The 22,733-nt window shown below is 66.2% G+C and carries 12 protein-coding genes (1 of these 12 cut by a window edge); 4 read left to right on the top strand and 8 right to left on the bottom strand.

Going from position 1 to position 22,733, the window contains the following annotated elements:
- Positions 1-13: 13 nt before the first annotated feature.
- Together Q0743_RS26380 and Q0743_RS26375 are read right to left on the bottom strand one after the other, a co-directional pair.
- Entirely contained in the window at positions 14-991 is a 978-nt protein-coding gene (locus tag Q0743_RS26380) for a peptidase U32 family protein (protein WP_298244423.1), read from the bottom strand.
- Positions 991-1,470 carry an SCP2 sterol-binding domain-containing protein gene (locus Q0743_RS26375; protein WP_298244404.1) on the bottom strand — a complete coding sequence of 160 codons (480 nt, stop codon included), beginning with the start codon at positions 1,468-1,470 and terminating at the stop codon, positions 991-993. Before Q0743_RS26375 ends, Q0743_RS26380 begins: the two co-directional genes overlap by 1 nt.
- Positions 1,471-1,636: 166 nt before the next feature.
- On the opposite strand from Q0743_RS26375, the gene Q0743_RS26370 reads away from it, so the two are divergent.
- Together Q0743_RS26370 and Q0743_RS26365 are read left to right on the top strand one after the other, a co-directional pair.
- Positions 1,637-3,166, top strand: a complete 1,530-nt coding sequence (locus Q0743_RS26370; RefSeq protein WP_298244403.1) for a UbiD family decarboxylase — start codon at positions 1,637-1,639, stop codon at positions 3,164-3,166.
- Complete coding sequence (locus Q0743_RS26365) at positions 3,163-3,759, top strand: UbiX family flavin prenyltransferase (protein WP_298244402.1); 597 nt, start codon at positions 3,163-3,165, stop codon at positions 3,757-3,759. The genes Q0743_RS26370 and Q0743_RS26365 overlap by 4 nt, the downstream gene beginning before the upstream one ends.
- Before the next feature lie 29 nt (positions 3,760-3,788).
- On the opposite strand, the gene Q0743_RS26360 is transcribed toward Q0743_RS26365, so the two are convergent.
- The 3 genes from Q0743_RS26360 to Q0743_RS26350 are packed head-to-tail and all read right to left on the bottom strand — an operon-like array spanning position 3,789 to position 5,978.
- Entirely contained in the window at positions 3,789-4,112 is a 324-nt protein-coding gene (locus Q0743_RS26360; protein ID WP_298244401.1) for a metal-sulfur cluster assembly factor, read from the bottom strand.
- Positions 4,109-4,618 (bottom strand): DUF2249 domain-containing protein, encoded by a 510-nt coding sequence (locus tag Q0743_RS26355; RefSeq protein ID WP_298244400.1) that lies wholly within the window; start codon positions 4,616-4,618, stop codon positions 4,109-4,111. Before Q0743_RS26355 ends, Q0743_RS26360 begins: the two co-directional genes overlap by 4 nt.
- A 13-nt stretch (positions 4,619-4,631) precedes the next feature.
- On the bottom strand, positions 4,632-5,978 hold the full coding sequence (locus tag Q0743_RS26350; RefSeq protein WP_298244399.1) for a hypothetical protein: 1,347 nt from the start codon (positions 5,976-5,978) through the stop codon (positions 4,632-4,634).
- A 215-nt stretch (positions 5,979-6,193) separates the two neighbouring features.
- On the opposite strand from Q0743_RS26350, the gene Q0743_RS26345 reads away from it, so the two are divergent.
- A complete protein-coding gene (locus Q0743_RS26345) occupies positions 6,194-6,679 on the top strand; it encodes a hypothetical protein (protein ID WP_298244398.1) in 486 nt (161 codons plus the stop codon).
- Between the two features lie 151 nt (positions 6,680-6,830).
- Positions 6,831-9,371, top strand: coding sequence for a magnesium-translocating P-type ATPase (gene mgtA / locus Q0743_RS26340; RefSeq protein WP_298244397.1), 2,541 nt, complete (start codon positions 6,831-6,833; stop codon positions 9,369-9,371).
- 44 nt (positions 9,372-9,415) lie between these two features.
- Here mgtA and Q0743_RS26335 read toward each other — a convergent pair whose 3' ends face one another.
- From Q0743_RS26335 to Q0743_RS26325, 3 genes are all read right to left on the bottom strand, one after another.
- A complete protein-coding gene (locus tag Q0743_RS26335; RefSeq protein ID WP_298244396.1) occupies positions 9,416-9,634 on the bottom strand; it encodes a hypothetical protein in 219 nt (72 codons plus the stop codon).
- Positions 9,635-9,897: 263 nt separating this feature from the next.
- Entirely contained in the window at positions 9,898-11,742 is a 1,845-nt protein-coding gene (gene ftsH / locus Q0743_RS26330) for an ATP-dependent zinc metalloprotease FtsH (protein WP_298244395.1), read from the bottom strand.
- Between the two features lie 175 nt (positions 11,743-11,917).
- A protein-coding gene (locus Q0743_RS26325) for a tandem-95 repeat protein (protein ID WP_298244394.1) crosses the window boundary here: on the bottom strand, positions 11,918-22,733 show its 3' portion. It continues 23,264 nt past the right edge of the window; only the last 10,816 of its 34,080 coding nucleotides appear in the window; its start codon lies off the right edge, out of view; its stop codon occupies positions 11,918-11,920.

The raw sequence follows: 22,733 nt of genomic DNA, 5'->3' as shown, positions 1-22,733 counted from the left end.
AAATTCGAAAGGATTAGCGCCAGGTCTTGCGATAGGCGCCGAGCGTGGAGGCCTGTCCCTCGGTGAACGGCTTCAGGCTCGCGATGTCGGCCTCGCTCCCGCTCTCGAGCGCCGCGAGCGCGCGACGGAAATGCCGCACCACGCTCTCGACATAGGCGCGGCCGCGCTGGCGGCCCTCGATCTTGAGCGCGGTGACGCCGGCATCGCGCATGCCCTTGAGCAGCGTGGTGGCGTCCAGGCTGACGGGATCCTCGAAGATGTAGCCGGCGCCCTGCGCGGTCGAGAAGCGGCCCTTGCACAGTGTCGGATAGCCCGCAGGCTCGCTCAACCCGAACCGGTTGATGACGAAGCCACCGAGGCTGGACTTCGTCCCGTCCGCCGTCTGTTCATAGGTGACATGGCTCGGCGGCGAGCAGACGCCCTGCATGTTCGGCGACTTTCCGGTCGCATAGGAGGACAGCGAGCAGCGCCCCTCGGCCATCACGCAGAGGCCGCCGAATACGAAAACTTCGGTCTCGCAGGCGGACTCCCGGGTGATCTCGGCGATCTCGGGGACGCTGAGGACGCGCGGCAGCACGACGCGCTTTGCGCCGAAGGTCTCGGCATAGAAGGCGATGGCATCGGGATTTGCGGCCGCGGACTGAACCGAGACATGCAGACGCTGGTTAGGATGGCGCCGTGCCGTGTAGTCCATCAAGCCGATGTCGGCGAGGATCAGCGCATCGGCGCCGGCACTGACGGCATCGTCCACCGCGCGATGCCAGATGTCGACGGCGGAAGCGCGCGGGAAGGTGTTGATGGCCACCAGGACCCTCGCCCCGCGGCCATGCGCCAGCGCGATGCTCTTGCGCATCTCGTCACGGCTGAAATTCAGCCCCGGAAAATTGCGCGCGTTGGTCTCGTCGTTGAAGCCGCAATAGATGGCGTCGGCGCCAGCATCGATCGCGCTTCTGAGCGCCGCCGGCGTCCCGGCAGGACAGATCAGTTCCATCATCTCGATTGCTCGCCTTGTCCCGGTGGGCCGATCAATTGGCGGCGGGCGGCTTCGAAGACGCGCCGCGCCGGCGCGCCCAACGGGCCGAACAGCGAGGACGCTTCAGCGGCGAGATCGAGCTGGGCGTCGTCGATCGCGTTGCGCAGCGCCAGCACCGCCTCGACGTCGCCCTCGATGACCAGCTCGCGCGAAAACATCAGGGCATCGCCGTCGACCTTGCCTTCGAGCAGAGCCAGGAGATTGGCGAATGAAGCCGAGATCCGCGCATCAAGTCCCGGCGGCAGATCACGCACGACGGACAGGCGCGGCGGCTTCGCCTCGACCACGAAGGCAAACGGCAGATCGATCGGTTTGATGCCGAAGCACGCACGCGCGTGAGGGCCGAGCCGGTCGAATAGTGCAGGATTGCGCCGGTGGATCCGCTGCAGCACGCCGCCGAGAACGAGCTGCAACGGCAGCAGAGGCAAAGGGCGCATTGCAAATGCGACGAGCGGCGGAATCGTCGGCAAATGGCCGGGCGATGCGGCGGACGGATCAATCATGCCCCCACATCTGGACGGATTGCACGCCGCTGTATTTGAGCCGGAACAATGAAGACCAAAAACAGCCCGGCTAGCTGTGATTTTTTGGGAGCCTGCTCAATTGCAACGTGATGTGCCGCGCTTTCGCGACCTGTCGGATTTCCTGCGCTTCATCGAAAGCCGGGGACAGTTGCGACGCATTCGCGAAAAGGTCTCCGTCGTCCACGAGATCACGGAGATCCACCGGCGCGTGCTCGGAGCACACGGACCGGCATTATTGTTCGAGCAGCCGGTCAGGGCCGACGGCCGTCCCTCGGAGATGCCGCTCCTCACCAATCTGTTCGGAACGGTCGAGCGGATCGCGTGGGGCATGGGGATCGTGCCCGAACGTCTCGAACAGCTCGGCGAGCTGATGGCCGAACTCCGTGCGCCGCGACCGCCGAATGGCATCAGGGACGTCTTCGACAAGCTCCCGCTCGCCCGCGCCGCGCTGGCGACCCGCCCGCGCACGCGCGCGGCCGCGCCGGTGCAGGACTGCGTCACGATGGGGCCCGACATCGATCTTGCGAGATTACCGGTCCAGATCTGCTGGCCGGGCGAACCGGCGCCGCTGATCACCTGGCCGCTCGTGATCACCGTGCCGCCGGACTCCGCGACCGCCGATCAGGAGGAGAATGTCGGCGTCTACCGCATGCAGGTGCTCGGCCGCGACCGCGCCATCATCCGCTGGCTCGCGCATCGCGGCGGCGCGCGGCATCACCAACAATGGAAGGCGATCGGGCGCAACATGCCGGTCGCGGTCGTCATCGGCGCCGATCCCGCCACCATCCTGGCCGCGGTGCTGCCGCTGCCCGAGACCATGTCGGAGCTGCGCTTTGCCGGCATCCTGCGTGGCGAGCGGCCTGATCTTGCGCCCTGCCTCACCGTCCCGCTCGCGATTCCCGCCGAGGCCGAGATCGTCATCGAGGGTTTCGTCTCCGCAACCGAAACCGCGCCCGAAGGGCCCTACGGCGATCACACCGGGTACTACAATTCCGTCGAGGAATTCCCGGTGATGCGCGTGACGGCCATCACCAGCCGGCGCCAGCCTGTGTACCTCTCGACCTTCACGGGCCGTCCGCCGGACGAGCCGTCGCGGATCGGCGAGGCGCTCAACCACCTGTTCGTGCCGCTGATCCGTCAGCAATTCCCTGAAGTGACCGATTGCTGGCTGCCGCCGGAAGCGTGCTCCTACCGGATCGCGGTCGCATCGATCAAGAAGCGCTATCCCGGACAGGCGCGGCGGCTGATGCTCGGCCTGTGGTCGATGCTGCCGCAGTTCAGCTACACCAAGCTCCTGATCGTGGTCGACGACGACATCGACATCCGCGACTGGCAGGCCGTGATGTGGGCCGTCTCGACGCGCAGCGATGCCTCGCGCGACCTCGTGACGCTCACCGACACGCCGATCGACTATCTCGACTTCGCCTCACCGAAATCAGGGCTCGGCGGCAAGCTCGGCATCGACGCCACCACCAAGATACCGCCGGAGACGGATCGGGAATGGGGCGTTCCGCTGGCGATGGACCCCGCCGTGGTCGCGCGCGTTGACGCGATGTGGACGAATCTCGGCCTGTCCGGCATGCCCGCGCGCGCGCCGGTCCTGACATGAGCGGACGGCGAGGCATCATCGTCGGCATCAGCGGCGCCTCGGGCGCCGCGATCGGCGTGCGCATCGTCGAGCTGCTGGCCGATAATCCGCACTACGCGGTGCACCTCGTGGTCTCGCCCGCAGCGGAGCGTACGCTGAGCGAGGAAGTGGGACGCGATGCGCTGGCGCGGCTGCGCGCGCTCGCCTTTCGCGACCATTCCTGTCAGGACATCGGCGCGGCGATCGCCAGCGGTTCATTCCCTGTCGCAGGCATGATCGTGGCGCCCTGCTCGATCCGCACGCTCTCGGCCATCGCCTGGGGACAGCTCGACAACCTCCTGACCCGCGCGGCCGACGTGCAGCTCAAGGAACGGCGCCGGCTGGTGCTGCTGGTCCGCGAGAGCCCGCTGCATCTCGGCCATTTGCGCAGCATGGTCCAAGCCACCGAGATCGGCGCGATCATCGCGCCGCCGATGCCGGCCTTCTATCTCAGGCCTCAGTCGCTGGACGAGGTGATCGACCAGATCGCCGCCCGCGCGATCAACCTGCTCGACCTGCCGGAGCTTCGCGCATCCGCGGGGATCTGGTCCGGCCCGGGCGCCAAAGAGGCGTAGCCGGCGGCGCAGCTTCGGCCACCGCCGGCTCAGTTCACCTCGGCAAAACCGAGCGACGACTTGACACCCGGCGCGATCATCGAAGGCTGCCAGGGCGGCTCGAACGTCATGATGACATCGACCGTATCCACGCCCGGGACGAGGGACGCGCTATTGGCGACCCCCTCCTTGAGAAAGGACGCGGCCGGACAGCCGCGTGTGGTCGCCGTCATGGTGATGTGCGCGGCACCGTCATCGATCGACACATCATAGACGAAGCCGAGATCGACGATGTTGTGGCCGAGCTCCGGGTCGATCACGACCTTCAGCGCCTGCCTGATCCGGGCGACGAGATCCTCATCATTGATCGTCATGAATGCACCCTCACCGTCAACTGATAGGAGTCCTTCTGCGGTGTGAAGCCGCCGCGCCATTGATGGCCGCGCCTGGTCAGCTCCCGAAACAGGAAGACCGGCTCCCGGCTGAGCAAGGCGTGAAGCGTCTGGCCCGGCGCGAGCTGCTCCAGCGCCGCCAGAATCCGAACCATCGGCTCCGGCGGATCGAGGTCGCGATTGTCGAGATGAACAGCAGGCTCCGGCCAATCGCCATCGCCCGGCGCAGCAGGGGCCGGCTCGGCCGCATCGCGCGGGCTATCGTCCGGCATGAAGCGGATCTCCCATTCGCCGCCTTCCAGCTCGGCTTCGCGATGTGCAAAGCCCTTGCTTGCCATGACGTCGAACAGAGGAACCGGCTTGAAGGGCGCGTAGAGCCGCAGCCCCTCCCCCGGCGCCAGCTGCGCGAGCGCGGCCATGATGATCGAGAACGGCTCGCCGCCCGCACGCAGGATCGGCCGGACATCGACGTCGACGAATGCGGTCATTGCAGTCTCCCTTTCAGTTCCGCGTGACCAGGAGATGGGGCATGGCAGCTCCCGTCGGCAAGCGCAGCGGCTCCGCCACATCCGCAAGCCGCCGGGCCCTGATGAATTCCTCGCTCAGGCCGAGCGTCGCAAGCGTCACCACCGCGACGGCGAGGCGAAAGCCGATCGACGCGTCGATCAGAAGCATCAGCGTCGCCATCCAGCTTCCGGCAAAGAACAGCACGAACCATTTCAACGCGCGGCGCTCGGCAACGAGATCCTGCACGCGCGGCGTCGGCACTCTGCCCATCACCGGTCCATAGGTCTCGAGCCAGGTCAGGAACGGCACGATCTTGTAGAGATTGGCGAGCACGAGGCCGCTGAGCCAGCCGAACGCGACGAGAAAGGCGAGTGCTCCGACATGGGGCAGGAAAGCGCCGGCCGCAACGAAGGCAGCACAGAGGATTGCGGCGGCAACGAGGTTCGCCAGTGCAACGAGGCTCATGCGCGTGTTGAGCTCGAGCGCACGGCGCTTGCGCGCCTTGTAGAGTCCGAGCACGTCACGGCCGTAGGCGGCCAGCGACAGCAGCGCCGCGGCCGCCGCCAGCAGAAACGTCAGATCGAGTCCCGTCATGCGCCACAGTGCGAGCACGCCACCGACGAGTCCAACGGCCAGCGCAATGACGCCGGCAAGCCAGGCCAGCCGGCCGAGCCGCGCATCGCTATCGGGCGCGAGCATGAACATCGCGAGCAGGCGATAGCTGACGCCCATGGCCGTGAATGTCAGCCATCCGCCGAGCCCCGCGAGCGCATGGATCGGAACGCCCGAGACCAGCAAGTCCGGCCATTGCGCACCGATTGCAGTTCCGGACAGCACCAGCGAGAACAGGCCGCCGAAGCTCGCCGTGACACAGATGCAGGCAAGTCCGGCTGCGACGAACCGGGCCGGCCCCGACAAGGGACGCGCCGACCAGAGCGTCATGCCGAGATTGGCAACGACCAGAGCGAAACCGGCGATCAGCAGGCCGGCGCCGACGGGAAGCAGCCAGCGCGGTCCGTTGAGGTGGCCGCCCAGTGTGAGAAAGCCTGCGAGCAGAACAGTCAGGCCAAGCGTCAGCAGCGCAAGTGCCGGCAGCGTCCAGCGTTCCGCATAGAGCGGCTTTGCGACCAGCACCGGCACGAACTGGAACAACGCGCCACACAGGACCGTGCTCAACCAGCCGATGGTCACGATGTGAACGACGACGAGCGTGTCCGGACCATCGATGTCGTGGTTCGGAAAACCGAAACCGGCGACGATCAACATCTCCGCGAGCAGCAGCCACGCGATCGCGACCGCGAAGTAGCTGATGGCCCATTTGCAGAGGCTGGTTCCGATCACGGCTTGTTTCCCATCGTCCGCGCACGACGCCCCATGTCGGCACTCGACAACGGTAAGTGGCTGAAGTCACGACCACTTTGTCGAGGCGCAAACTCCGGCGCCTTTCACGACAATGGGATCGGCGGCGATGACGGGCCGAGAACGGATTGATGCAGCGCAAGAGAGCGACCCGCGGGGCTGATATCCAGGACGTTAAATCAGCAGGGAATGGTCAGATGACGCTGAAGAATTGGTGTGCCGTGTTGGCGATCTCGGCGGGCGCGTTAACCTCCGCGATGGCCCAGTCCAGCCCTCCACCGTCTCCAAACGCAAAGCAGGATGCGCCCCGTCTCGTCGAGGTCATGAGCATGGCGCAAATTCAGCACCTCAAGCTTTGGTATGCAGGCAAGGCGAAGAACTGGGATCTCGCCGCGTACGAGCTGCGGCAATTGACCAACAGCCTGGCGCAGGCGGCGATTTTCTACCCGTCCATTCCGATCAGCAACGTGACGACGATGAAGGAGCCGCTGCTCTCGGTCGCCGACGCGATTGCGGCGGGAGACGATCGCAAGTTCGCCGCATCGATGCGCGGACTGACAGACGGCTGCAACGCGTGTCACAGCTCGATGGACCGCAGCTTCATTGTCATCGGCATTCCGGCCGGCGGGCAGCCGCCCGCCAATCAGGTCTTTTCGCCGTCCGGAGGCGGCCGGAAGAAGTGATGCGGCTTGCGCTTAACGAATACTTGGCATCGCACCCGCCCGACACGACCTGAGCACACCGGGTGAGACCGAATTGAGTTGCGTCAAGTCAGGGAGCCGGCAGTCGCTTAAGCTTGGCCTCGCCCAGTGTCAGCGACCGTCGAGCCCTCGCATGATCGAACAATCTATCCCGGCCAAGGCTTTGGCCGCGGCGTTCTGGCAAATGCCGAAGGATGATCTCTATCGCGCGCTCGGCTCCGGCCCGGACGGCCTGTCGCAGGGCGAAGCCGTCAGGCGGCTGGCGATCCTCGGAGCGAACCGCGCCGACGCCTCGCAAAAGCGATCGGCCTGGCGCAAGCTCGGCCAGCGCCTGTGGAATCCGCTGATCGCAATGCTGCTGGCGGCGGCGCTTCTGTCCGGGCTGAGCGGCGACATCGGCAGCTTCGCCATCATCGCAACCGTGCTGTCGCTGTCCATCACACTCGATATCGTCCAGGAGCATCGCGCCGAGCTCACCGCCGAAGCGTTGCGGGAATCGGTCGCCATCCAGGCTGACGTCGTCAGGGACGGCAAGGACATGACGATCTCGGTGACGTCTCTCGTCCCGGGCGACGTCGTGAAACTGCGCATCGGCGATCTCATACCCGCCGATGGCATCGTGCTCGATGCGCAGGAGTTGCAGATCAATGAAGCCTTGATGACGGGCGAGCCGTTTCCGGCCTTCAAGAGCGACCGCCCCTGCTCAGCGGCCTTGCCGGCGGACGCCACCAACGCCCTGTTCGCGGGAACCAGCACGGTCGGCGGAAGCGGCAGGATGCTGGTGGTGACGACCGGAGGCCGGACGCGCTTTGGCGCGATCGCCTCGGCGATGGCGGCCAACGCCCCGCCCACGGCTCTCGAACAAGGTGTCCGGAAGCTGGGATTGCTGATCCTTCGGCTGACGCTGTTTCTCACGCTGTTCGTGCTGATGGCGCATCTCGTCGCGCAGCGCAACGCGATGGAATCCTTCCTGTTTGCGATTGCGCTCGCCGTCGGCCTGACGCCCGAGCTGCTGCCGATGGTGATGACGGTGACGCTCGCCCGCGGCGCCCTGCGCATGGCGAAGCGAAAGGTCATCGTCAAGCGGTTGTCCGCGATACACGATCTCGGTGCGATGGACACGCTCTGCGTCGACAAGACCGGCACGCTCACCGAAGCGAAGATCACGCTGGCGGCGCATATCGAGCCGCAGGGGCAATCCAGCGAGCGCGTCCTGAGCCTGGCGCGCCTGAACAGCACGTTCCAGGCCGGCGTCCGAAGTCCGCTCGACGACGCGATCCTGTCGGCGAGCCATGAGGGTACGGACGGCTGGGTTCGGCTTGCGGAAGTGCCGTTCGACTTCGAACGGCGATGCCTGTCGGTTCTGGCGGTCCGCGACGGCGAGCACATGCTGATCGCCAAGGGCGCCCCCGAATCCATCCTGTCGCGCTGCGTCGCCGTTGAAATCGATGGCCTGGCTCATCCGCTCGACGCCGCCTGGCAGCAGAAGATGGCGGACATCCAGGCGCGCTATGCCCGCGACGGCTTCCGGCTCCTGGCCGTCGCCATCAGGTCCATTCCGGCCGGGCAGCAGACCATTGCCGTCGGCGACGAAGCCAACCTGACCCTCATCGGCTTTTGCGTGTTCGCCGATCCGCCGAAGCGGGACGCGGCCACGGCCATTCACGCACTCGGCTCGCTCGGCGTGACCATCAAGATCATTTCGGGCGACCATGACGCCGTGGTTGCACATGTCGCGCGCTCCGTCGGCCTGAAGGCAGACCGGATCATGACCGGTGCCGAGATCTCCGAGCTGACCGATGCCGCGCTCATCGCCCGGGTCGATCACATCGACCTGTTCGCGCGGATCGATCCCGACCAGAAGCGGCGGATCATTGCCGCGCTCCGCCACCGCAATCACGTGGTCGGCTTCATGGGCGACGGCGTCAACGATGCGCCCGCGCTTCATGCCGCGCATGTCGGCATCTCCGTCACCGGCGCGACCGAAGTCGCCCGCGCGGCCGCCGACATGATCCTGCTGGCACCTGACCTGTCCGTGCTCGCGGCCGGCGTGCGCGAGGGCCGCAGGACCTTTGCCAACATCCTGAAATACGTCCGGATGGGAACCAGCTCGAATTTCGGCAACATGCTGTCGATGGCGCTCGCCTCGATCGTTCTTCCATTCCTGCCATTGCTGCCGCTGCAGATTTTGCTGAACAATCTGATCTATGATCTCTCCGAGATCGGCATCCCCTTCGACGACGTCGATCGTGAAGACATCGCGCGGCCCGAAGTCTGGGACATGGCGAGCATCCTTCGCTTCACCATCGTCATGGGAATAGTCTCATCCCTGTTCGACGCCATCACCTTCGCCGTTCTCCTCAAGCTGTTCGACGCGGATGCGGCCCTGTTTCAAACCGGCTGGTTCGTGGAATCGATCGCGACCCAGATCCTGGTGATCTTCGTGATCAGGTCTCGCAAATTGCCGTGGCTGGCGAACCGGCCTCCCAACATCCTGATCGCCACGTCCTTCGGCGCCCTGCTCGCCGGCGTCGCGCTTGCGCTTGGCCCGTGGCGAGGCGCATTCGGCTTCACCGCGCTGCCTGCGCAACTGGTTGCGACGATCATCGCCATTGCCGCGGCCTATCTGGTCTCGGCGACCATTGCGAAGCGGCTGGCGATCTCGGATCCGTGATGTCTGGGACCGGAGCCGAGTTCATGGGAGCACGCCCGCGGTGCTCAGGTCGCGTCCGGATAGATCGGCTCGCGATGGACTTCCCGGCCGCTTTCGTCGAGCACGACGATGCGGAGGTCCGGATGGCCTTTCGGCTTCTCCCGGCGCAGCCGGTCGGCCAGGTCCTTGCTGTGCGCGATGGCGGCGCCGTCGCTCACGAGGTCAAGGCCGGATCTGTCCCGGACGGGCACGCCGTCCTTGAAATCAAAGTAGTATGTGCGCATGGGCTCATTCCCGCGGTCTTGCGCGGCTCGGTTGAAATCATCATCCCGGAAACTGAGCGGCCGAAGCGGGGGATGATCCGCGGCGACGTGGAGGGATCTGCATCTTAAAGAGGCAGGCGACTGGAACTCTTGACCCGGATCAAACGCGGGAGAATCCGGCAAGTTTCCGGCAGGGCCGCGCAATCCTGCGGTATCATGACGGCGGCTTCACGCTATCGCATGTCATCTGACGACGGAGATCAGGTTGAACGCGCCCAGCGCCGTCACGCGGCGACCGGCTCGCTTCCACCGCCGCGCTTGCCGATCAGTGGCGCGAACTGCTCGGCCGTGACCGTTTCGTTCGCGATCAAGAGGTCAACGCCGACGTCGAGGTCTGCACGCCTTCGCTGCAGGATCTCGCGGGCGCGGCGGTCGCCCTCCTCGATCAGGTTGCGCACCGCAAGATCGATCTCGCGGCCGGTTGCCTCGGCCGCCGCGACGATCTTGTCCTGCGCCGCCACCAGAAACGCCTGCGGCTTGGCGGCATAGGTGCGCTGCCCGACCGTCTCGTCCATGCCGTATCTGGTCACCATTTCGATGGCGATCTCGGTCGCACGTTGCAGATCGTCGGCCGCGCCGGTCGAGATCGCCCCGTCGAAGATCAGATGCTCCGACGCGCGTCCGCCCATCAGCACCGCGATGCGGTTCTTCAGCTCCTCGACCGTCAGCAGGAACCGGTCCTCGGTCGGGCGCTGGATGGTGTAACCAAGCGCACCGATCCCGCGTGGAACGATCGACACTTTCTGCACGGGATCGACGCCCGGCAGGCTGGCGGCGACGAGGGCATGGCCCATCTCGTGATAGGCGACCCGGCGCCGTTCGTCCTTGCCGAGCACCCTGCTCTTCTTCTCGATGCCGGCGACAATCCGCTCGATCGCGCTGACGAAATCGTCGAAGGTGACCTCCTCGCCGCTTCGCCTGGTTGCAGCGATCGCGGCTTCGTTGATGAGGTTCGCAAGGTCGGCCCCGGTAAAGCCGGTCGTGAGACCCGCCACCTTGTCGAGGTCGACGTCCTTGCGCATCCGGATCTTGGGGGCGTGCACCTTCAGGATTGCAACGCGCCCGGTCTTGTCCGGCCGGTCAACCAGCACCTGTCGGTCGAAGCGGCCCGCGCGCAGCAGCGCGGGGTCCAGCACTTCCGGGCGATTGGTCGCCGCCAGCAGGATGACGCCGGCGCTGGGATCGAACCCGTCGAGCTCGGACAGGAGCTGATTGAGCGTCTGCTCCTTCTCGTCATAGCCGCCGAACGATTGCGGCCCGCGGCTGCGCCCGAGCGCATCGAGCTCGTCGACGAAGATGATGCAGGGCGCCGCCTTGCGGGCCTGCTCGAACAGGTCCCGAACCCGCGCGGCGCCGACGCCGACGAACATCTCCACGAATTCCGAACCCGAGATCGAGAAAAAGGGAACGCCAGCCTCTCCCGCCACGGCACGGGCCAGCAGGGTCTTTCCCGTCCCCGGCGGCCCGACCAGCAGAATCCCCTTGGGAACGTGCGCACCCAGGCGGCCATAGCTCTTGGGATCCCTGAGGAACGAGACCACTTCCTGCAGCTCGAACTTCGCCTCGTCCACGCCGGCGACGTCGGCGAAGGTGACCTTGATGTCCTTCTCGACGTAAACCTTGGCGCGGGATTTGCCGATCGACATCAGCCCGCCCAGGCCCTGACTTCCTCCGATGCCGCGGCCGAGCCAGAACCAGATCAGAAAAAAAGCCAGAACCGGGAATATCCAGGACAGCAATGTCTGCAACGCGCCGCCGCCGGGGACGCCGGTCACGCTCACGCCCTTCGCGGCGAGCTTGTCGGCCAGGGCCATATCGACCCGCGCGGTGATGAAGGCGGATTTGCCGCCCGGAAGCGGCTCTTTCAATTTCCCCTGAATCGTATCCGTGCCGACGGAGACCTCGGTGATCTTGTCCTGGGCGAGCAGCTGCTCGAACTGGCTGTAGGGAATGGTTTCGGTCGAACTGTAGGTGGCGAGGCCGAACTGCAGCATGACGAGCAGCAAGCCACCCGCGAAGATGGCAGCCATCGCCAGGCCCGGCTTGCGTGAACCTTGATCGGACTCCAACTTGGCTTCTCCCATCACCATCAGCGCCAAGCCGAATGGTAATGAGGAACAGGCGGCATCTGCTTGATTCAGCTCAACCGCGGCCAGCTCACATTCGCGCGAGCGAAACGGGGGCAAAGCCACGGCCCTGCCCCCTTTCTTCAGAGATCGCCATGCAGCGCGGCAGCCCGCGGCGTCAGGCGAAATAGTCCATCGGATGCGTGGCCGCGTCCTTGCGCCAGGCAAGGTCGGCGGCGCCCGCATTGGTGCCGAACGCCGACATCTCCTGCCGCATCAGTGCGAGCAGCGCCGGCGCCTGATCTGTCCCCACTCCATTCGCGACGTGCCCGACCCAACTGTCAGCGTCGCCGCCAGGGTGCGACGGATTGGCGGCGTCCGCCGCTGCGTCCGGCATGTCCGACCCCGTCATCGCATTCATCGCGTGCCAGAACTGCTCGCCGATCGAAGGCGCAGGGTTCGCGGACAGGATCTCGAGCGCCGAGGCCAGCGTCTGGGCCGAGCTTGCGGCGTTCGCGTCGGCGGCGGCGAGCGGTTGCGGCGCCGCCTGCGTCAGCACGGCATCGGCATAGTCCATCGTACTTCCGTCGGCCCGGGTGTAGCTGCCGCGATTGACGACCACGGTACTGCCGAACGCCCAGGACCCATCCGTTGCCGATGCCGCCAGATCGATCGAGCGCACGCCTGCCGCGGCCAGCGACACGATCTCGCCGTCCTCGGCCGTGCCGTTACCATTGCGGTCCTGCCACAAATTGAAGTCGGAGAACCGAATGTCGTCGGCGGACAGCATTCCGTCGCGGTTGCTGTCGAAGGCACGCAGTCCCTCGAGGTCGGAGCGGGCGCCTGCCACGTCGTCGGCGAAGCTCAGCTCCGAGATGCCGCTCACGGTGCCGTTGCGATCGCGATCCAGGAACAGGAAGGCTTCCGTGGTTCCGATCCAGCTGGTGTCGTCGGCGGTGCCATTACCATCGATGTCGAACTTCGCCGAGGATTGGCTGGCCGTCGTGGTCTCCACGCCTCGCCCGTCGAGATCGAGGATGATCGGCGCTGCCAGCGTGACCATCTCGCCGTTGCGGAAGACGAGCCTTTCGATGCTGGTGAGCGTGTCGACGCCGTCGCTGCCATTCGCCGTGGAATTGTCGGTGACCTGAACCGACCCCGCCGAGGTGACGATCGAATAGGTCGACATCACACCGTTGTAATAGGCGGTATCGGTGCCGTTGCCGCCATTGATCGTGTCGTTGCCGGCCATGCCCCAGAACTGGTCATCGCCGTCATTGCCGTTGAGCGTGTCGTTGCCGATCCCGCCGGCCAGACGGTCCGCGGCAGCGCCGCCGGTGATGACGTCGTTTCCACCGGCGCCATAGATGCTGTTCGCAGCGACCGCGTCGCCGGTCAGCGTCTCGGAGCTGGCGGTCCCGACCACCCAGCCTTCGAAGGCGTTGGAGACGGTGAGGCTGACGGTGGCGGTCGCCGTCGCGACGCCATCGCTGATCGTATAGGTGAAGCTGTCGGTCCCCTCGTAACCGAAATCGGGCGTATAGCTGACGCCTTGCCCGTCGATCACGACGGTCCCCTTCGGTGGCGTGCCGACGGAGACGATGGTCAGATTGTCGCCGTCGATATCGGTGTCGTTGGCGAGCAGGCTTGCGCGCGCGATGGCGAGCGTGTCGCCATGGGTGACCGAGAACGGACCGTCATTGGCCGCGACCGGCTTGTCGTTGACGGGCGTGATCGTCAGGGTGAAGACGTCGCTGGCCGTGAGCGTGCCGTCGCTGGCCGTGACCTTGATGTCGATCGCCCCGTTGAAATTCAGCGGCGGGGTGCCGGCGAACCTCGTGCCCGTCAGCGTCAGCCAGGACGGCAGCGGGCTGCCATCCGCCAGCGTGGCGGTGTAGGTGAGCGCATTGCCGTCCGGATCGGTGAATCGGCCGGTCGGGATCGTGAACGAGACCGCAGCGTCCTCGGCCGAGTTGACGTCGGACAGCGGGACCGAAACCACGGGCGCGTCGTTCACCGGCGTGATGGTCAGCGTGAAGATGTCGCTCGCCGACAGTGCGCCGTCGCGGGCGGTGACCTTGATGCTGACCGTGCCGTTGTAATTCGCCGGCGGCGTGCCGGTGAAGGTGGTGCCGTCGAAGCTCAGCCAGGTCGGCAGCGCCGCGCCCGTGGAGAGCGTTGCCGTGTAGGTCAGCGTATCGCCGTCGACATCGGTGAAGCTGCCGGCCGGGATCGCGATCGACAGCGGCGTATCTTCCGGCGAGGTCACGTCAGGCAGCGCCATTGCCAGCACCGGCGCGTCGTTCTTCGGTGTGATGTTGAGGGTGAAGACGTCGCTGGCCGAAAGCGTACCGTCGCTCGCGGTGACCCTGATGTCGATGGCGCCGTTGAAGTTGAGCGGCGGCGTGCCGGTGAACTTGGTGCCGGTCAGCGTCAGCCAGGAGGGCAGCGCACTGCCATCCGCCAGCGTCGCCGAATAGGTCAACGTGTTGCCGTCGACATCGGTGAAGCGGCCGGCCGGGATCGTGTAGGAGATCGCGGCATCTTCCGCCGAATTGACGTCGGACAGCGGCACTGCGACCACCGGCGCGTCGTTCACCGGCGTGATGGTCAGTGCGAAGGTGTCGCTGACCGCCAGAGCACCGTCGCGCGCCGTGACCTTGATGTTGAGCGTGCCGTTGTAGTTCGCCGGCGGCGTTCCCGTGAAATTGGTACCGTCGAAGGAGAGCCAGGTCGGCAGCGCAGCGCCGGTCGAGAGCGTCGCGGTGTAGGTCAGCGTATCGCCGTCGACATCGGTGAAGCTGCCGGCGGGAAGCGCGATCGATAGCGGCGTATCTTCCGGCGATGTCACGTCGGGCAGCGCCACGGACAGCACCGGTGCATCGTTCTTCGGTGTGATCGTCAGGGTGAAGACGTCGCTCGCCGAGAGCGTACCGTCGCTCGCGGTGACCCGGATGTCGATGGACCCGTTGAAGTTCAGCGGCGGCGTGCCGGCGAACTTGGCGCCGGTCAGCGTCAGCCAGGACGGCAGCGGGCTGCCGTCGGCCAAGGTCGCCGAATAGGTCAACACGTTGCCGTCGACGTCGGTGAAGCGGCCGGTCGGGATCGTGTACGACACCGCGGCATCTTCCGCCGAGCTGACGTCGGACAGCGGCACCGACAGCACCGGCGCGTCGTTCACCGGCGTGATCGTCAGCACGAAGATGTCGCTGGCCGACAGCGCACCGTCGCTGGCGGTGACCTTGATGCTGACCGTGCCGTTGAAATTGGCCGGCGGCGTGCCCGTGAAGGTGACGCCGTCGAAGGCGAGCCAGGTCGGCAGCGCGGCTCCGCTGGAGAGCACCGCCGTATAGGTCAGCCGGTTGCCGTTGACGTCGGTGAAGCTGCCGGCGGGGATCGCGACCGAGACAGCGGTGTCTTCCGGCGAGGAGACGTCAGGCAGCGGGATCGAGACCACGGGCGCGTTGTTCACCGACGGAATCGTCAGGCGGAACACGTCGCTCGCGGTGAGCCCCCCGTCGCTCGCCGTGACCTTGATGTCGATCGCACCGGTGTAATTGGTCGGGGGCGTGCCGGTGAAGGTAGCGCCGTCGAAGGCGAGCCACGACGGCAGTGCGCTGCCGTCGGACAGCGTTGCCGTCAGGGTCAGCGTGTCGCCGTCGAGATCGGTGAAGCTGCCGGTCGGCACCGGGATGGTGACGCGGACGTTCTTCGGCGAGACGATATCGGCCAGCGGCTGCGCCAGCACCGGCGCATCGTTCACCGGCGTGATGGTCAGGCGGAACATTTCGCTCGCGGTAAGCGAGCCGTCGCTCGCCGTGACCTTGATGTCGATCGCGCCGTTATAGTTCGACGGCGGGGTGCCCGTGAATGTCGTGCCGTCGAAGCTGAGCCAGGTCGGCAGCGCGCTGCCGTCGGTGAGCGTCGCGGCGTAGGTCAGCGTATCGCCGTCAACATCTGTAAAGCTGCCGGCCGGGATCGTGATCGACACCGGAGCATCCTCCGGCGACGACACGTCCGCCAGCGCCTGCGCCACCACCGGCGCATCGTTCACCGGCGTGATGGTCACTCGGAAGACGTCGCTTGCAACGCGCGCGCCGTCGCTGGCCGTGACCAGGATATCGAAGCTGCCGTTGAAGTCCGCCGGCGGCGTGCCGGTGAAGTTCGTGCCGTCGAAGGCAAGCCAGGACGGCAGCGCGCTGCCGTCGGCGAGCGTCGCCGAATAGGTCAGCGGGTCGCCGTTGGGGTCGGTGAAGCTGCCGGCGGGAATCGCGATCGTGAGCGGCGCATCTTCGGACGAGGACACATCGGCCAGCGGCACCGACAGCACGGGGGCCTGGTTGACCGAAACGACGCTCAGCCGGAACACGTCACTGACGGTCAGCGTTCCGTCGTTCGCGGTGACCTCGATGTCGAAGTCTCCGGCCGCGTTCTGCGGTGGTGTGCCGGTGAAGTGCGAGCCGTCGAAACTCAGCCATGCCGGCAGCGGGTTGCCGTCGCTCAAGCGCGCGGCGAACGTCAGCGTGTCACCATCGACATCGGCGAAGGCCGATTTGTCGAGCGCGATATCGAGCGCCTCGCCCTCGCGGCCGGCCTGGTCGTCCAACGGATGGGCCAGAACCGGCGCATCGTTGACCGGGGCGATCGACACCAGCAGCTCGCGCACGGTCTGAGCGGTCCCGTCGGTCGCTGCGATCTCGAGCTGGATCGTGCCGTTGAAATTGGCGGGCGGATCGCCGCTCAGCAGCCGCGTCTGCGGATCGTATTGCAGCCAGGCCGGCAGCGCCGTGCCGTCCTTGCCCCGGATTTCGACCAGGAGCGCGTCGCCGTCGACGTCGCTGACGAAGCCGGCCGGCAGGGTCACGCTGAAGCGCTGATCCTCGATGCCCTTGAGCACGGGAACCGCGGAGATCACGGGCGCGTCGTCGACCGCCGCGACGTTGACGTTGACCCGCGTCGTTGCGGTCAGGCCGGTCGAATCCTCGATCTCATAGTCGAACCACGCCGGTCCATTGAAGTCGGCATTCGGCGTGATCTGGAGCTGGCCGAAGCCGAGATCGGTGACCGTCACACCAGAGGTCGCGACGATCCGTGTGAGCACGAACGCCTGCTGGTCGGCATCGCTGTCGTTGGCCAGCAGCTGGCTCGCAAACAGCGTCAGCGGGGAATCCTCACGCATCTCGAGCGTGTCGGGACGCGCGACAGGAGCGTCGGCGACCGGCAGCACGTTGATCGTGACCGTGGTCGAGACCGCGAAATCCTGCTCGTTCTTGACCGAATAATGCAGCACCAGCTCGCCGTTGAAGTTGGCGGCGGGCGTCACGCGATACTTGCCGTTCGCGAGCAGTTCGGCGCCTTCGAGCCCGACGAAGGTCAGGGTCGATCCCTCGGGCGTGACGTCGTTCGCCATCAGCGCGGCGGGGTCGATGTCGATGAAGCCGTCTTCGAGCACCTCGAAGCCGGCATCCGACACCGGGATCGGCAGCGGCACGTTGGGTGCGACGAGCAGCGTGACGAAGCCGACGCTGGACGCGCCATGGCTGTCGGTGACGCGGTAGTGGAAGCCGGCATCGCCGATATAACCGGCATTCGGCGTGAAGACAGCGGTCGAGCCGACGCGCACCACCGTTCCCTGGTCACCGTCGAACACCTCGACGATCTCGAAGCTGTCGCCTTCGACGTCGCGGTCGTTGGCGATCAGCGCGGCGAAGTCGATCGTGATGGCCTGGTCCTGGGTCGTCCTGAACACACCCAGCGGGTCGTTGGCCGTCCCGGCTCCGTCCGGATTGGCAATCGGCGCATCGTTCACGGCATCGACGTTGAACGTCACGGTTCCGGTCGAGGTCTTGCGTCCGTCGGAGATCGTGTAGCTGAAATTGACCGCGCCGCTGATGTTCTCGTTCGGCACGAACTGCCAGCGTCCGTCGGGCAGCTCGACGATGCGGCCGTTGCCGGCGCTGCGCGACAGCGACTGGAACGTGATGGTGTCGCCGTCGGCATCGCTGTCGTTGCCGAGCAGATCGGCAGTGGCGAACTCGAACGGCGTGTCCTCGACGGTCTCGAACACGTCGGTCGCGGCGATCGGCGCGTGATTGGTCGAGGCGACGTTGACCTTGACCTTGCCCGTGCTCGAGCCATTGGTGTCGTCGGTCACGATGTACTCGAACGTCGCGACGCCCTCGAAATTGTGGTCGGGCGTGAACACGATATGGGTGCCGTCGAAGCTGACGGTGCCGTGCGTGGCGTTCGCAACGTCGACGAAGCGGATCGGGTTGTTGTCGACGTCGTAGTCGTTGGCGAGCAGCGTCGCCGGGTCGATCAGCAGCGGCGTGTCCTCGACCGCCGCGACAATGTCCTCGACCGTGGTCGGCGGATCGTTGACGGCGGCAACATGGACGATGGCCGAGCCGGTCGAAGGACCTTCGTGGTCATCGGTCACGACATAGCTGAAGCCGTCATCGCCGGAGAAGGCATCCGCCGGCGTGTAGACGACGAAAGCCCCGGAATTGCCGTCGAAGTGCTGGCTCAAGGTCGCACTCTGGCTGTCGCCGCCGAGCGTCCGCGTGAAGCGGATGTCGAGATTCGCAGCGAATGCCAGCGGCACATCGCCCGAGAGCGCGCCGGTCGCGCTGTCGATCGTGAGCCAGGTCGGCAGCGCCGAGCCGTCGGCGAGCATCGCACTCCAGACCGCACCCTCGAGCTGGCCGAGGCCGGCGGGCGGCGCGATATTGGCATGGGCGAGCTCGATGACGAGCGAACCGTTGGCCGGTTGCCCCAGCGACAGGATCCGCAAGGCATCGCGGTCGCGGTCGAAGTCGTTTTGCAGCAGGTCGGTCACCGCAAAGCGCGTGGTTTGTCCCTCGCGCCCCGTCAGATTGTCGACCGCGGTGTCCGGCCGCTCGCGCGTCGGCTTGACGTCGTAGAAGATCAGCGCCGGAGTGCCGGAGACGCCGCCCTTCTCGTCGGTGGCGTCATAGCTCAGCACCACCGTGCCGTTGAAGTCGGTGGGAACGTTGACGTTGATCTGCCCGGGCGAGACGACCGTCGAGGCCGGGAACGGCGCAATTTTGAAGGTGTCGTCGACCACGGCTTCGGTGATGATCGACATCGCGGGATGGCCGTTGCCCGCGGCGATATCCAGGCGGACCGGCACGGCGCCGACCCAGTTGGCCGGCGGCATGCCGGAGAAGGTGAAGGTGGCCGGGTCGAAACTCAGCCAGTCCGGCAGCGGCGCGCCGCTCTCGCGGGTCGCGGTGATGGCACCGGCGCCCTTCAGGTCGAGCGCGAACACGCCCTGGTCCGCGAAATAGGACTCGCCTTCCAGCGCGTGGTTGATCGCGGTCATCTGGCTTGCGAGATCGCCGTGCGGATCGACCAAGAATTCCAGCGTGAAACCGCGATTGCTCGAGGCATAGGTTCCGTCGGGAAGCACGCGCGGTGCCGGCGTAAACACGACCTGCAGGCGCGCCAGCTGCGCATCCGCATCCGGCGCGAAGCCGCTCAGGCCGACCGTGCGCGTCGCTGCGTCGAAGGACAGCCAATCCGGCAACGGACGGCCGCCGATGATCGAGGCCGAAACCGTCCCGCTCCTGGTGTCGAGCAGCGCGATCTGGCTGTTATAGGTAACGCCGGCCGGCAGCATGGCCGGATCCAGCGTCATGTTATCGGTGAAGGTCCTGGGATTGCCACCGCCTTCGGCCGGATGCGAGAAGGTGAGCTGGATGCTGATCGGGTCCGTCGTCCCCTCGGGCGGCGTTCCCGTGAACTGCAGCGTCTGGGCGTTGAAGCTGAGCCAGGACGGCAGCACGGAGCCATCGGCGAGCTTGGCCGTGACGGTCGTGTCCGCATCGAGATCGGACGCACTGAATTCGTAGTCGACCGCGAAGGCGGAACGGATTTCGTAGCCCTTGAGAACATCGGTCCCGGCATCGAAACCGCCCGAGATATCGCCCGCCGTCAGCTCGAACCGCGTATTGAAGATCCGCCCATTGGAGGGATCGCTCACCCAGACGTCGACTGAGAGCGGGTCCATTCCGGCCGGCGGCGATCCCGTAAATCGCATGGTGGCGGGATCGAACTGCAGCCAGGACGGCAGGGCCGAGCCGTCGGCCAGGGCCGCGCTGACCGCGTAACCGGCCGACAGATAACGGTGGTCGACCACGCCGAGCACTGTCGAGCGCTTGAAGAACAGCACGTCGCCGTCCGCGTCGATGTCGTTGCCGAACGCTTCGCCGGGGATCACGAACAGCGGACCGTCCTCCAGGCCGCTGACATAGTCGTTGCGCAGGATCGGCGCTTCGTTGCGCGGCAGTACCGTGATCGCGACATAGGCGGTCGCGGTGCCGCCATGGCCGTCGCTGATCGTGTACTGGAAGCCGGCGGCGCCGTTGTAGTCCGGCGCCGGCCGGAACTCGATCATGCCGTCATCGCGCAGGCGGACCTTGCCGCCATCGGCGAACCGGGCGATGCTGTCGAGCACCAGCGTGTCGCCGTTCTCGTCGGTGTCGTTGGCGAGGATCGTCGCGGGGTCGATCACGAGGATCTGGTCCTCGAGCGTCCGGTAGCCGTAGTCGTTATAGGCCTTCGGCGCGTCGTTGAGCGGCTTGACCTTGAAGTCGTAGGTCAAGGTCGCCGCCGCGCCGCGCGCGTCGATCACGTCATATTCGATGCTCGCCTGCCCGAGCGAGGCCGGCGTGAAGGTGATGGTGCCGGTCGCCTGGTCGAACACCAGGCTGCCATTGTTGGCGGGGTTGTCGTCGAGGCCGCCATGCAGGCCGACGAAGGTGAAGCCGTCGCCCTCGATATCGTAGGTGTTGGCCATCAGGTCGGCGACGGTGACGGCGGTATCCTGGCCGAGACGGATCCAGCGATAGGTGTCACGGTCGCGCGGCGCGTCGTTGACGGGCGAGATCGAGATTTCGACCCTGGCGGTCGAGGTCGCGCCGCTGGCGTCGGCCAGCGTGTAGACGAACCCAGCCGCGCCGAAATAGTCCGGACGCAGCTTGAACTCGATGTAGTCGCCATCCAGCCGCGCAGTGACATTGGTGGCTTCGTACCGGTAGTCGTTATCCTTGTAGCTGTCGATCGCCTGCCCGGACGAGTTCGTCAGCGGCGCGATCGAGACGATGTGCAAGCCTTCCAGATCGGCGTCGCCATCGACGTCGAAATCGTTGGCGAGCAGCGTGTCGATGCGGATCCGCAGGATCTGGTCCTCGACGGCGTAGACCAGCGGATCATCCACCGCCGTCGGTGCGTCGTTGACCGGCGCGAGATCGACCTCGACCCGGGCCGTGGACTCGCGGCCGAATTGGTCGCGGACGGTGTAGTTGAAGAAGGCATCGCCGTTGTAGTTTGGCGCGCCCAGGAATTCGATCTTGCCGTCCTCGCGCACGCGCACGGTGCCGTTCACGGCATTGCCGACGCTGGCAAGCGTCAGGTCGACCGCGCTGTCGGCATCGTTGGCGAACAGGGTCGCCGGATCGATCACCACCGGCTCGTCCTCGACACCGAGATGCACGATGTCGTCGGCGGCATTGAAGCGGCCGAGCTGCTGCAGCTGATCGATGCGGTCGCGATCCCAGACCGTGCCGTTGGAGAACACGATCTCCTCGATGCCGCTCTGGGCGCCGAGGAAGTGGTCGGTCACGCGCACGGTGTCGATCAGGAAGCCGTCCTGCCGCTCGAATTCGAGCAGGAGGTCGTTGCCCTCGCGGATGACGGAGACGTCCTTCGGCGCGATCGCAGACGACAGCACCAGGCGGTCGGTGTCGGTCTCGGTACCCTGCTCGGTGATGACGTCCTGGCCGTCGTCGAAGCCGAACACATAGGTATCCGAGCCGGCCCCGCCGGCGATGGCATCGTCGCCGCGCAGCCCCTGGAACCAGTCGTCGCCTGCGCTGCCGGTGAACTGGTCGTTCCAGAGCGAGCCGACCAGCATCTCGATCGAGGTGAGCTGGTCGCCGGCCGCTTCGCCTGCAGTACCGAGTCCGGTCGCCAGATTGACGGTGACCCCTTCGTCGGCGCGGCTGTAATCGGCGATATCGAAGCCGCCGCGTCCGTCGATGATGTCGGCACCGCGGCCGCCGCGGATGCGGTTGTCGCCGCCGTCACCACGGATGGTGTCGTCCTGATACGAGCCCTGGACGATCTCGATCCCGGAGAAAGTATCGCCGAGCGCATCGCCGCCGCCGGCCGCGCCGTTGGCCATGTCGACGATGACCCCTTCCGTCGACAGCGTGTAGTCGGCCGTGTCGATACCGTCGCCGCCGATCAGCTGGTCCGCACCGCGGCCGCCGATCAGAGTGTCGTCGCCGGCATTGCCGATCAGAATGTCGTCGCCGCGACCGCCCGACAGGATGTTGGCGAGCAAATCGCCTTCCAGCGTATCGTCGGCATCGGTGCCGGTGAGGTTCTGGATGTTGGTGAGGACGTCGCCCTCGGCATCGCCGCCATGGGCAGTGCCTGACGCCAGCGAGATCGACACGCCGGTCGCGCCGAAACTGTAGTCGGCCGTGTTGTTGCCGAGGCCACCGTCGAGCATATCGGCCCCTGCCCCACCGGTCAGGATGTCGTCGCCCGCACCGCCGAGCAGCGTGTCGTTGCCGCCGCGTCCCTCCAGGATATCGTTGCCATCGCGGCCTTCGAGGCGGTTGTCGCCGGCATCGCCGCCGAGCTGATCGGCATATTGCGAGCCGATCAGCGCCTCGACGCCGATATAGACGTCGCCTTGGGCATAGCCGCCCTGGCCGACGCGCGACTCGAGGTCGGCGCGCACCAGGAAGTCGGAGTTCTCGAAGCTGACGGTGTCGTAGCCGTCGCCGCCCGTGATGCGGTCGGCGCCGTCGCCGGCGTCGATCCAGTCGTCGCCGGCCCCTGCATCGATCTGATCGTCGCCGCTGCCGGCCTCGATCCGGTCGTTGCCGCCGCCGCCCAACACGAAGTCGTTGCCGCCGAGCGCCTGGATCAGGTCCGCGCCCTCGGTGCCGACGAGGTAG

This window comes from uncultured Bradyrhizobium sp. (genome assembly GCF_936943645.1).
Lineage (GTDB): Bacteria > Pseudomonadota > Alphaproteobacteria > Rhizobiales > Xanthobacteraceae > Bradyrhizobium.
The sequence above is the reverse complement of the archived record's forward strand: the minus strand, read 5'-3'. Positions and strand labels throughout refer to the sequence as shown.

Excerpts from the sequence above, each read along its gene's own strand:
- mgtA (WP_298244397.1), top strand. The coding sequence starts at position 6,831 with ATGATCGAACAATCTATCCCGGCCAAGGCTTTGGCCGCGGCGTTCTGG.
- Q0743_RS26365 (WP_298244402.1), top strand. The coding sequence starts at position 3,163 with ATGAGCGGACGGCGAGGCATCATCGTCGGCATCAGCGGCGCCTCGGGC.
- Q0743_RS26380 (WP_298244423.1), bottom strand. The coding sequence starts at position 991 with ATGGAACTGATCTGTCCTGCCGGGACGCCGGCGGCGCTCAGAAGCGCG.
- Q0743_RS26355 (WP_298244400.1), bottom strand. The coding sequence starts at position 4,618 with ATGACCGCATTCGTCGACGTCGATGTCCGGCCGATCCTGCGTGCGGGC.
- Q0743_RS26360 (WP_298244401.1), bottom strand. The coding sequence starts at position 4,112 with ATGACGATCAATGATGAGGATCTCGTCGCCCGGATCAGGCAGGCGCTG.
- Q0743_RS26345 (WP_298244398.1), top strand. The coding sequence starts at position 6,194 with ATGACGCTGAAGAATTGGTGTGCCGTGTTGGCGATCTCGGCGGGCGCG.
- Q0743_RS26335 (WP_298244396.1), bottom strand. The coding sequence starts at position 9,634 with ATGCGCACATACTACTTTGATTTCAAGGACGGCGTGCCCGTCCGGGAC.
- Q0743_RS26375 (WP_298244404.1), bottom strand. The coding sequence starts at position 1,470 with ATGCGCCCTTTGCCTCTGCTGCCGTTGCAGCTCGTTCTCGGCGGCGTG.